The 10,536-nt window shown below is 72.4% G+C and carries 9 protein-coding genes and 1 pseudogene; 6 read left to right on the top strand and 4 right to left on the bottom strand.

Going from position 1 to position 10,536, the window contains the following annotated elements:
* Positions 1-58 precede the first annotated feature (58 nt).
* Positions 59-739, bottom strand: a complete 681-nt coding sequence (locus ACFWEG_RS17270) for a SnoaL-like polyketide cyclase (protein ID WP_387215674.1) — start codon at positions 737-739, stop codon at positions 59-61.
* Between the two features lie 253 nt (positions 740-992).
* Here ACFWEG_RS17270 and ACFWEG_RS17265 point away from each other — a divergent pair, with 253 nt between their 5' ends.
* Positions 993-1,370, top strand: coding sequence for a cupin domain-containing protein (locus tag ACFWEG_RS17265; protein ID WP_387215671.1), 378 nt, complete (start codon positions 993-995; stop codon positions 1,368-1,370).
* A gap of 100 nt (positions 1,371-1,470) precedes the next feature.
* Here the strand turns inward: ACFWEG_RS17265 and ACFWEG_RS17260 are convergent, their stop codons facing one another.
* Complete coding sequence (locus ACFWEG_RS17260; RefSeq protein WP_387215668.1) at positions 1,471-2,001, bottom strand: methylated-DNA--[protein]-cysteine S-methyltransferase; 531 nt, start codon at positions 1,999-2,001, stop codon at positions 1,471-1,473.
* A 121-nt stretch (positions 2,002-2,122) separates the two neighbouring features.
* Positions 2,123-3,028, bottom strand: coding sequence for a glycerophosphodiester phosphodiesterase (locus ACFWEG_RS17255; RefSeq protein WP_387215665.1), 906 nt, complete (start codon positions 3,026-3,028; stop codon positions 2,123-2,125).
* A gap of 227 nt (positions 3,029-3,255) precedes the next feature.
* On the opposite strand from ACFWEG_RS17255, the gene ACFWEG_RS17250 reads away from it, so the two are divergent.
* From ACFWEG_RS17250 to ACFWEG_RS17230, 5 genes are all read left to right on the top strand, one after another.
* Positions 3,256-4,059 (top strand): MHYT domain-containing protein, encoded by an 804-nt coding sequence (locus ACFWEG_RS17250; protein ID WP_387215662.1) that lies wholly within the window; start codon positions 3,256-3,258, stop codon positions 4,057-4,059.
* Positions 4,060-4,097: 38 nt separating this feature from the next.
* The gene (uvrB, locus tag ACFWEG_RS17245; RefSeq protein ID WP_387215659.1) at positions 4,098-6,260 is read left to right on the top strand and encodes an excinuclease ABC subunit UvrB; all 2,163 of its coding nucleotides are present in this window, start codon (positions 4,098-4,100) and stop codon (positions 6,258-6,260) included.
* 135 nt (positions 6,261-6,395) lie between these two features.
* Positions 6,396-6,974 carry a TerD family protein gene (locus ACFWEG_RS17240; RefSeq protein ID WP_387215655.1) on the top strand — a complete coding sequence of 193 codons (579 nt, stop codon included), beginning with the start codon at positions 6,396-6,398 and terminating at the stop codon, positions 6,972-6,974.
* Positions 6,975-7,019: 45 nt separating this feature from the next.
* On the top strand, positions 7,020-8,981 hold the full coding sequence (locus ACFWEG_RS17235; protein ID WP_387215652.1) for a TerD family protein: 1,962 nt from the start codon (positions 7,020-7,022) through the stop codon (positions 8,979-8,981).
* 230 nt (positions 8,982-9,211) lie between these two features.
* Positions 9,212-10,273, top strand: coding sequence for a TerC/Alx family metal homeostasis membrane protein (locus ACFWEG_RS17230; protein ID WP_387215649.1), 1,062 nt, complete (start codon positions 9,212-9,214; stop codon positions 10,271-10,273).
* Between the two features lie 101 nt (positions 10,274-10,374).
* Here the strand turns inward: ACFWEG_RS17230 and ACFWEG_RS17225 are convergent.
* A pseudogene (locus tag ACFWEG_RS17225) lies at positions 10,375-10,512 on the bottom strand (peptide ABC transporter ATP-binding protein); the annotation flags it as partial.
* Between the last annotated feature and the right edge of the window lie 24 nt (positions 10,513-10,536).

Raw genomic sequence — 10,536 nt, 5'->3', positions numbered from 1 at the left:
CCCCGGAAGCCCCTTCAGGGGCTCCGCCGTGCGCGTCGGCCGGTGCCGGCCGGCGTCGTCAGGAGTCGGACGCGGGGGCGGACGCGCCGCCGGCCCCGTGGCCGGTCACCGGGCAGCCGCCGGTCAGCTGGCCGAGGAAGGCGTTCGGGTCGTAGAAGTGCTCGACCTCGAGCAGCTTCAGGTCGTCGTCGACCTTCGCGACGCTGACGCCGAACATCTCGATCCGCTTGCCGTTGGGCTCGTGGCCCTCGTACGCGCCGGCGAAGGTGCCCCAGTGGCGCCACTTGAAGGTGACGAGCGGCGGCGGGGAGAGGACCTCCAGGACCTCCCAGTAGAAGCCGTTCGGGAAGGCGCCGTGGAAGGTGTCGTGCGAGGAGTCGAAGGACTGCTTCGGGTAGAAGACGCTGTCGCCGATCAGGACGTTGTACGTGCCCTTCTCGGTCAGTGCGGCGGAGTCCGCCCACTCCCCGCCGTTGACCCGGGTGCGGAAGTGCTCGCCGACCATCGAGACCCAGGTCTGCGGGTCGTGCTTGTGCGAGACCTCCATCTCGAAGACCTGCACGATCGACTCCACGACGGCCTCGAGGGAGTCTGGGGCGTGGTCCGTGGAGCGCTCGCCCGGCATGACCGTGTGGGAGAGGTGGTAGTCGGGTGCCTCGTGCCGCCAGTCCTCGGGGGCTGCCGCGGCGATCACCGCTTCGCGGCCCTGGAGCCAGAGCGGGGGCGTGGTCTGCGTCATGGAGCGGTCCTTCGATAGGTCAGAGATGGCAACACCGTGTCGGGATCATCGCCTGTCGAATCTCTGGCCACAAGTGCGCTTTGCGTGACGATCGCGTTACCTGTTGCTTCATCAGCTCCGTTACGAGGTACACGAGTTGGCTTCTGCACGAGCGGAGCGCCGGGTTCCGCCCCGGCCGGCCGCGGAGGCCCGGCCTCCGCGCACCGGGGGGTCGCGCCGGGGCGTCCCCGGGCACGCGGCTACATTGCGCGGCATGACCACTCACGATCACCAGCCCGCGGCCGTCTCCCTCGTCGCGCACATCCCCGACGCCGACCTCGTCCCCGAGCCCCTCGACCCCGCCCAGATCGTCGCGGGCACCCCGGAGGTCACCGGCCGGGTGCTCTCGGAGTCCGCCGACGGCTCCGTGGTCCGCGGCATCTGGCAGATCACCCCCGGCACGGTCACCGACACCGAGGCCGACGAGATGTTCGTGGTGGTCAGCGGCCGGGCGACGATCCTGATCGAGGGCGGGGCGACGCTCGAGGTCGGGCCCGGCGACGTGTGCGTGCTGCGCGAGGGCGACCGGACCACGTGGACCGTCCACGAGACGCTGCGCAAGGCCTACTGCATCACGTCCTCCGCCGCCTGATCCGGGGGAGCGCGGGACCCCGGCAGAGGCGGTCGCAGGGCCCTGTCCCGCAGGCCCGGGGTGCGGAGTGCAGGCCCGGAGCGCCGGCCCCTGTGTGCGATCAGAACAGCGGCTCGGGCAGCACCCCCTCCAGCGCGAGCAGCCGCCGCTTCGTCTCCACCCCGCCCCCGAACCCCCCGATCCCGCCGCCGCTCTCCACGACCCGGTGGCACGCGACGACGAGCGGCAGCGGGTTGGCCCCCATCGCGAGCCCCACCGCCTGGGACGCGCCCGGACTGCCGACCCGGGCCGCCAGGTCGCCGTAGCCGACGACCGTGCCGTAGGGCACCTCGGCGGCGAGCTCGCGCAGCACCCGGCGGTTGAAGCCGGTGCACAGCGACCAGTCGAGCGGCAGGTCGAACTCGCGCAGCCGGCCCGCGAAGTACGCCTCCAACTGGCGTATCGGCTCGGCCAGCCGGGGCGAGCCGGGGGCGTGGACCGGCTTGCCGCCGAGCCTCGCGGAAAGCCGCGCCAGCGTCCCGTCCCGCACCCCGTCCTCCGCGTGGAAGGCCACGCACACCAGCCCCGCGTCCGTGGCCGCCAGCAGCAGCGGACCGACGTCCGAACCGACGACCACCCACTCGATGTCCATGCCGATCACGGTACGGGCCGCCACTGACAACGGGACCGCCGCCCACCGTCCCCCCGGCGGCGACGCGCGGAACCCGGCCTGCGCGGAGCCCCTTGCGCCGTGCCTCCCTGCGCCGTCCCGGTCAGCCCTCCAAGGCGTCGCGCACGACGTCCGGGCGGTTGGTGATGATGCCGTCGACGCCGTAGCCGGCCACCCGGCGGGCCTCTCCGTGGGTGTCGACGGTCCAGGCGAAGACGCGCAGCGGCTCTCCCCTGCGTCCGCGGACCGTCTGCACGGCCCGGACGTAGGCCGCCGTGAGGGTTCTGCGGCCGGGATTGACGCCGTCGGTGAACCCGGCGTACGCAGGCAGCTCGCCGACCGGGGGCGCGCCCAGGAAGGCCGTCCGGACGTCGGGCCGTAGCGCGTGCACCGCGCGGAGGGTGTCCGCGTCGAAGCTCTGCACCACGAGCCGGTGGGCGGCACGCGCCCGGTCGAGCCAGCCCGCGGCGGCCAGCACCCGCAGGGTGTCGCGGGCGATGCCGGGATGCGCGTCCGGCAGTTTGATCTCCAGGAGGAGCTTCTGCCCGTTGCGCTCGACGCGCCCGAGATACTGCGCCAAGGTCGGCACCCGAACGCCCGCGAACCGCGGACCGAACCAGCTGCCCGCGTCGAGCCGCGCGATCTCGGCCGCCGTGAGGTCGCCGACCCGCCACGGGGCGCGCCCGGGATACACCTGCTCGACGTCGGTGGTCCTGGCCAGCGTGCGGTCGTGCACGACCACGAGCACGCCGTCGCGGGTCCGCTGGACGTCGTTCTCGACCCACTCGACACCCGCCCGGGCGGCCGCGTCCACCGCGTCGAGCGTGTTCTCCGGCGCGGACGCCGAAGCACCCCGGTGGGCGATCACGACCGGCGGCAGGGCCGCGGCGTCCGCGCGCAGCGGCACCGGGACCGGGCCGACCGCGTGGGCGCTGGACAGCACGAGCGCACAGGCCGCGACCAGGGCGGCGAGCACGAGGCGTCGGGCGGTCGGCGGAGCGGCTCGCATGGGGGACTCCTCGCGTCGGTGGCACCGCCGGAGGTCCTGTCCCGGCGCGGAGATCATCCCGGCCCGGAGCCTCCGGCAAACCGCCGGCGCACGGCTGTCACGTGATCGCGGGCCAAGCGGAGGGGGCCCTCCCGATACGGTGCCGTTTCGTTATCGAATATGGCTCGAACGCGTTCCCCGCGGCCATAGTCTCTGCTTCAAAAGAAGAGGGCGAGGGGCGACGACAGATGCAGGGCACGATCGACGGATTCAGCTACGGGTGGGTCACTCCGGTGACGGCGTTCCTGATGGCCTGGCTCGGCAGCGCGCTCGGACTGCGCTGCACGACCCGCTCCCTGATCCAGGAGGACTCCTGGCGGCCCGGCTGGCTCGCGCTCGGCGCGGCGGCCATCGGCTCGGGCATCTGGAGCATGCACTTCATCGCGATGATGGGCTTCACCGTCGACGAGACACCCGTCAACTACGACAGGACGCTCACCTTCGCGAGCCTCGCCGTCGCGATCGTCGTGGTCGGCATCGGCGTCTTCATCGTCGGCTACCGGGGCGCCACGGTCGGCGCGCTGCTCACCGGCGGCGCCGTCACCGGCCTCGGCGTGGCCTGCATGCACTACATGGGCATGGCGGCCATGCGCCTGCAGGGCGCCCTCACCTACGACACCGTGATCGTGGTGCTCTCGGTGGTCGTCGCCGTGGTCGCCGCCACGGCCGCACTGTGGGCGGCGGTCCAGCCGCGCAACTTCGTCTGGAGCCTCGGCGCCGGCGTCGTCATGGGGGTCGCGGTCTGCGGCATGCACTACACGGGCATGGCCGCCCTCGGCGTCCACCTGCACGAGTCCTCGATCTCCCCGGCCGGCGACTCCGGGGTCTCCCTGCTCGCCCCGATGCTGCTCGGCCCGCTGATCTTCCTGCTCCTGGCCGGGGTGGTCGTGATGTTCGACCCGCTGGTCCTGGAGGGCAAGCCCGACCAGCAGACCGCGCGTCCCGCGCGGCAGCCCGCCGACGACGTGTTCGCGGGCGGCCGCACCCGCTGAGGAGCGCCGTTGTCAGTGGCGGGTCGTACGGTGGATCCATGCGGCCCGTATCGAAGATCGAACGCACGGTGGCGCCTTTCGAGGTCGTCAGTCCCTACCAGCCCAGCGGCGACCAGCCGACGGCCATCGCCGACCTGGAGAAGCGCATCCGTGCGGGCGAGAAGGACGTCGTCCTGCTCGGCGCCACCGGCACCGGCAAGTCGGCGACCACGGCCTGGATGATCGAGCGGCTCCAGCGCCCCACCCTCGTCATGGCGCCGAACAAGACCCTCGCCGCCCAGCTGGCCAACGAGTTCCGCGAGCTGCTGCCGAACAACGCGGTCGAGTACTTCGTGTCGTACTACGACTACTACCAGCCAGAGGCCTACGTCCCGCAGTCGGACACCTACATCGAGAAGGACTCCTCCATCAACGAGGAGGTCGAGCGGCTGCGCCACTCGGCCACCAACTCGCTGCTCACCCGGCGGGACGTCGTCGTGGTCGCCTCCGTCTCCTGCATCTACGGCCTCGGCACGCCGCAGGAGTACGTCGACCGGATGGTCCCGCTCAAGGTCGGCGAGGAGATCGACCGGGACGCCCTGCTGCGCCGCTTCGTCGAGATGCAGTACACCCGCAACGACCTCGCCTTCACCCGCGGCACCTTCCGCGTCCGCGGCGACACCATCGAGATCTTCCCGGTCTACGAGGAGCTCGCCGTCCGCATCGAGATGTTCGGCGACGAGATCGAGGCCCTCTCCACCCTCCACCCGCTCACCGGCGAGATCATCAGCCAGGACGAGCACCTCTACGTCTTCCCCGCCACGCACTACGTGGCCGGTCCCGAGCGCATGGAGAAGGCGATCGCCGGGATCGAGAAGGAGCTGGAGGAGCGCCTCGCCGAGCTCGACCGGCAGGGCAAGATGCTCGAGTCCCAGCGGCTGCGGATGCGCACCACCTACGACATCGAGATGCTCCGCCAGATCGGCTCCTGCTCCGGCGTGGAGAACTACTCGATGCACTTCGACGACCGCGCCCCCGGCACCGCCCCGCACACCCTCCTCGACTACTTCCCCGAGGACTTCCTCCTCGTCCTCGACGAGTCGCACGTCACGGTCCCCCAGATCGGCGCGATGTACGAGGGCGACGCCTCGCGCAAGCGCACCCTGGTCGACCACGGCTTCCGGCTCCCCTCCGCGCTCGACAACCGCCCGCTGAAGTGGGAGGAGTTCCAGCAGCGCATCGGGCAGACGGTCTACCTCTCCGCCACCCCCGGCCCCTACGAGCTCTCCCGGTCCGACGGGTTCGTCGAGCAGATCATCCGCCCCACCGGCCTCGTCGACCCCGAGGTCGTCGTCAAGCCCACCGAGGGCCAGATCGACGACCTGGTGCACGAGATCCGCACCCGCGTCGAGAAGGACGAGCGGGTCCTGGTCACCACCCTCACCAAGAAGATGGCCGAGGACCTCACCGACTACTTCCTGGAGCTCGGCATCCAGGTCCGCTACCTCCACAGCGACGTCGACACCCTGCGCCGCATCGAGCTCCTGCGCGAGCTGCGGGCCGGCGAGTACGACGTCCTGGTCGGCATCAACCTGCTCCGCGAGGGCCTGGACCTGCCCGAGGTGTCCCTCGTCGCCATCCTCGACGCCGACAAGCAGGGCTTCCTTCGCTCCGGCACCTCGCTGATCCAGACCATCGGCCGCGCCGCCCGCAACGTCTCCGGCCAGGTCCACATGTACGCGGACAAGGTCACCCCCGCGATGGAGCGGGCCATCGACGAGACCAACCGCCGCCGCGAGAAGCAGATCGCCTACAACACCGAGCGCGGCATCGACCCGCAGCCGCTCCGCAAGAAGATCAACGACATCGTGGCGACGATCGCCCGCGAGGAGGTCGACACCGAGCAGCTGCTCGGCACCGGCTACCGGCAGGGCACGGACGGCAGGCCCGCGAAGGCCCCGGTCCCCGCCCTCGGCGGGAGGACGACCGGCGGCGAGGCGGGCGGCGCGGCCGGCGGGGCGTCCAAGCGGCGCAAGGGCAAGGACACCGAGGTCCTCACCGACCGTCCGGCCGCCGAACTGGCCGCCACGATCGAGGAGATGACCGACCGGATGCGCGCCGCCGCCGCCGAGCTCCAGTTCGAGGTCGCCGCCCGGCTCCGGGACGAGGTCGGCGAGCTCAAGAAGGAGCTGCGCCAGATGCGCGAGGCCGGCCTGGCCTGACCTCCCACCCGCGGCAACACCCCGCGCCCGCCCGGTGTGTTGCAAGAACGACACAAAAACCGGTCGCCCCGGCCGCATCCCCGGCACGCATGCATAGGGTGCAGACCAATCGTCCCGTACGAAGGGGGAGTACGCGTGAGCGTCAACATGTCCAAGGGCCAGGCCGTCAGCCTCCAGAAGGCCGACGGCGGCGTCCTGACCTCGGTCCGGATGGGGCTGGGCTGGCAGGCCGCCCCCCGCCGCGGCCTGTTCGGCTCGCGCACCCGCGAGATCGACCTCGACGCCTCGGCGGTGCTCTTCGCCGACAAGCAGCCCATCGACGTCGTCTTCTTCCGCCACCTCGTCAGCGACGACGGCTCGGTCCGCCACACCGGCGACAACCTGGTCGGCGGCGCCGGCCAGGGCGGCGACGACGAGGCGATCCTCGTCGACCTCCAGCGCGTGCCCGTGCACATCGACCAGATCGTCTTCACGGTGAACTCCTTCACCGGCCAGACGTTCCAGGAGGTGCAGAACGCGTTCTGCCGCATCGTCGACGAGACCAACGGCCAGGAGCTCGCCCGCTACACCCTGGACGGCGGCGGCCAGTACACCGCCCAGATCATGGCCAAGGTGCACCGCGCGGGCAACGGCTGGACCATGACCGCCCTGGGCAACCCGGCCAACGGCCGCACCTTCCAGGACCTCATGCCGGCGATCCTGCCGCACCTCTGACACCCGCGGGCGGGCACGGACAACACGAGAGCGGGGGAGCAGGGGATGGCGGCAGAGCTGGTGCGGGGGCAGAACCACCCCCTGCCCGACACCCGGCTGGAGATCAGGGTCTCGGCGGGCGCCCCGGTGGTGGCCGCCGCCACGCTCGGCGACGAACAGGGCCGCAGCGGCGGCCCCGGCGGCGTCGTCCACCCCGGCGCCCCCCGGCTCCCCGGCCTGGAGGTCTCCCGGCAGGCCGCCGCCGAGCACCGCCTCGCCGTCGACCTCGGCGCCCTCCCGGCGACCACGCACCGGGTCAGCGTCCTGCTCGCCCTGCCCACCGGGATCGGCGGCCCGGCCCGCTTCGGCGCCGTCCCCTCGCCGCACCTCGCCGTCACCGGCCTCGACGGCACGGAGATCGCCGGCTTCACCCTGACCGACCTCACCAGCGAGAGCGCCGTCGTCGCCCTGGAGCTCTACCGCCGGCAGGGCGCCTGGAAGGTCCGCGCCGTCGGCCAGGGGTACGAGGGCGGCCTGCCCGCCCTCTTCGCCGACCAGCGGGTTCCCGACGCCGCCGCGCTCGCGGTCGCCGTCGAGTCCGCGGTCGCCAAGGGCCACGCGGCGGCGCTGACCCCGCCGCCCCGCCCCGCGCCGCACGACGGGACCCGCTCCCGTACCGCCGCGGCCGCCGGCGCCGCCGGGCACGCGCCCGGGCCGCCCACCGCGGGCGCGGGACTCCCGCCGCAGCCCCGGCCCCAACCCCCGTCGCCCGGCGTTCCGCCGCAGCAGGGCGCCCCGGTCCCCGGCCCCGGCGAGCGGATCGACTACTCCCACCCCCGGCGCGAGCGGACCGCGCCGCCCGCTCCGAGCCCGGCGCCGCCCACCGAGGCCCCCGTCCCCTTCGCGGGCGACGCCTCGGGCTGGTCCATGGACGAGCGGCTCTACAACCAGGTCTGGGGCATGTTCGAGGACCTGGCCCGCGCCGTCGCCGCCTACCGCAGCGCGGAGGACTTCGCCCAGTCCCGGCTGGAGAAGGAGCTCGACGCGGTCCTCTCCGACCCGCGCGACCGCGTCGGCACCGGCGTCCACGCCGCCAGGGCCGCCGCCCACGCCCGCCACGACGAGCTCGTCGCCCAGGCCCGCGCCGTCCTCGACCGGGATCTCGACCAGCTGCAGGCCGAGGCCGCCGTCGTCGAGCCCGCGCTGCCGCCCGCCTTCGCCGACTGGGGCAGCCCGGTCTGGCAGACGCACCGGCCGTCCGCGCAGTCCGCCCCGCTCGCCCTGCGCCTGGGCGACCTGCACCTGCCCGAGCGGCCGTCGCTGTGCATCCCCATGCTGGTCCGGCTGCCCCTGGAGCGCGGCCTGTGGATCGACAGCGGCCGCGCCTCCTCGGAGGCGGCCCTCCTCCACGACGACACGTCCCTGCGCCGGCTCGCCCTGGAGTCCGCGGTCGCCCACACCGCCCGGCTCGTCGCCGTCCACCCGCCCGGCGCGTTCACCGCGCACGTCATCGACGCCGCGGGCGCCGGATCGGCCGCCCTCGCCCCGCTGACCGCCTCCGGGGTGCTCGCCGGACCGCCCGCCACCGGACCCGCCGGGGTCACCGCGACGCTCTCCCGGCTCGCCCAGCGCGTCGACCTGGTGCAGATGGCGATCCGCGGGGGAGCGCCCGACGCGCTGCCGTCCGACCTCGACCCCGCCGAGCAGCTGCTGATCGTGCACGACTTCCCGCACGGCTTCGACGACCGCGCCGTCACCCAGCTCCGCTACCTCGCCGAGGAGGGCCCCAAGGTCGGGGTGCACCTGATGATGGTCGCCGACCGCGAGGACGCGGCCTCCTACGGCCCGCTCCTCGACCCGCTGTGGCGCTCCCTGCTGCGGCTCACCCCGCTGCCGGACGACCACCTCGCCGACCCGTGGGTGGGCCACGCCTGGACCTTCGCCCCGGCCGTCGTCCCGCCCGGCAGCGGGGCGCTGGCCTCCGCCCTGGAGCAGGCGGCCGCCGCGCGCCGCGGCCGACGCCCCTGAGCTGCCTCCTTGGTCCGCCCTTACCTCGCGCTTTACCCTCTCTTGGTACTTCGGGTACCCTTCATGACGCGGAGGGGAGTACTCCCGACTGCGGCGTTCCCGTCAATACGGATCCTGAGATCCCGGGGCGCCGGCCCGCGGAGTGCTGTACGGCACTCCCGGGTGGAAGAGACCTCCGGCAGCGACGACGCTGACACGAGTTGCCGTAGCAATCTGCCGGAGGCGCAGGAGTGGACGTTTCTCTGAACATCTGGGTGTGGACCGTGGTCGGTCTGTGCGCCCTCATCGCGGTCGACTTCTTCATCGGCCGCAAACCCCATGACGTGTCGATCAAGGAAGCCGGCATCTGGACGGTGGTCTGGATCGCCCTGGCCATCGCGTTCGGCATCGGCCTGCTGGCGGTCGGCGAGAGCCAGGCCTCCGGCGAGTTCTTCGCCGGGTTCATCACCGAGAAGTCGCTGAGCGTCGACAACCTCTTCGTCTTCATCCTGATCATGGCGAAGTTCTCGGTCCCGACCCACCTCCAGCAGCGGGTGCTGCTCTTCGGTGTGCTGATCGCCCTGGTGCTCCGCGCGATCTTCATCGCGGCGGGCGCGGCGATCATCTCCAGCTTCTCCTGGGTCTTCTACATCTTCGGCGCGTTCCTCATCTACACCGCGTGGAAGCTGATCAAGGAGGCGCGAGCCGACGAGGACGAGGAGGAGTGGGAGGAGAACAAGCTCCTCAAGTCCATCGAGACGAAGTTCGGCGTCGCCGACCGCTACCACGGCACGAAGCTGTTCATCGTCGAGAACGGCAAGAAGATCATGACGCCGCTGTTCGTCGTGATGCTCGCCATCGGCATGACCGACGTGCTGTTCGCCATGGACTCCATCCCGGCGATCTTCGGTCTGACGCAGGACCCGTACATCGTCTTCACCGCGAACGCCTTCGCGCTGATGGGCCTGCGCCAGCTGTACTTCCTCATCGGCGGCCTGCTGAAGAAGCTGGTCCACCTCAGCTACGGCCTGTCGGTGATCCTGGGCTTCATCGGCGTGAAGCTCGTCCTGCACGCCCTGCACGAGAACGGCGTGCACGTCCCGGAGATCTCCATCCCGTTCTCGCTCTCGGTCATCTGCGGCGTCCTGGTGATCACCACGATCACCAGCCTGATGGCGTCGAAGAAGACCGCCGAGCGGGAGAAGGCGGAGGAGGCCGAGAAGGCCGCCGTGGCCGGCCCGGCCGGCCCGTCGGACACCGACGGCGGCGCCTCGACGCCCTCCAAGCCCTCGGGCGGGGACGGCACCGTCTGACCGCCCCCAGGGGCACGTGAACCGGCGGCGGCCGGGACGAGGGACCTGACCCCTCCGTCCCGGCCGCCGCCGCGGTTGTCCGGGCATCCGCCGCACGGCCGTCAGAGCCGGCCCGCCTCCGTGATCCGCCGAAGGAACCTCCGGGTCCGCTCCTCCCGGGGCGTCCCGAACAGCTCCCGCGCCGTGCCGCGCTCCAGGACCACCCCGCCGTCCAGGAAGCACACCTTGTCGGCGACCTCCCCGGGGGTGCAGGGCGTGCAGTC

It is taken from the genome of Streptomyces sp. NPDC060194 (assembly GCF_042728285.1).
GTDB lineage: Bacteria > Actinomycetota > Actinomycetes > Streptomycetales > Streptomycetaceae > Streptomyces.
This window is presented reverse-complemented; position numbering and strand designations above follow the sequence as displayed.

What these genes read in the sequence shown, in the direction of transcription:
- ACFWEG_RS17270 (WP_387215674.1), bottom strand. Translation starts at nt 739, where the DNA reads ATGACGCAGACCACGCCCCCGCTCTGGCTCCAGGGCCGCGAAGCGGTG.
- ACFWEG_RS17265 (WP_387215671.1), top strand. Translation starts at nt 993, where the DNA reads ATGACCACTCACGATCACCAGCCCGCGGCCGTCTCCCTCGTCGCGCAC.
- ACFWEG_RS17260 (WP_387215668.1), bottom strand. Translation starts at nt 2,001, where the DNA reads ATGGACATCGAGTGGGTGGTCGTCGGTTCGGACGTCGGTCCGCTGCTG.
- ACFWEG_RS17255 (WP_387215665.1), bottom strand. Translation starts at nt 3,028, where the DNA reads ATGCGAGCCGCTCCGCCGACCGCCCGACGCCTCGTGCTCGCCGCCCTG.
- ACFWEG_RS17250 (WP_387215662.1), top strand. Translation starts at nt 3,256, where the DNA reads ATGCAGGGCACGATCGACGGATTCAGCTACGGGTGGGTCACTCCGGTG.
- uvrB (WP_387215659.1), top strand. Translation starts at nt 4,098, where the DNA reads ATGCGGCCCGTATCGAAGATCGAACGCACGGTGGCGCCTTTCGAGGTC.
- ACFWEG_RS17235 (WP_387215652.1), top strand. Translation starts at nt 7,020, where the DNA reads ATGGCGGCAGAGCTGGTGCGGGGGCAGAACCACCCCCTGCCCGACACC.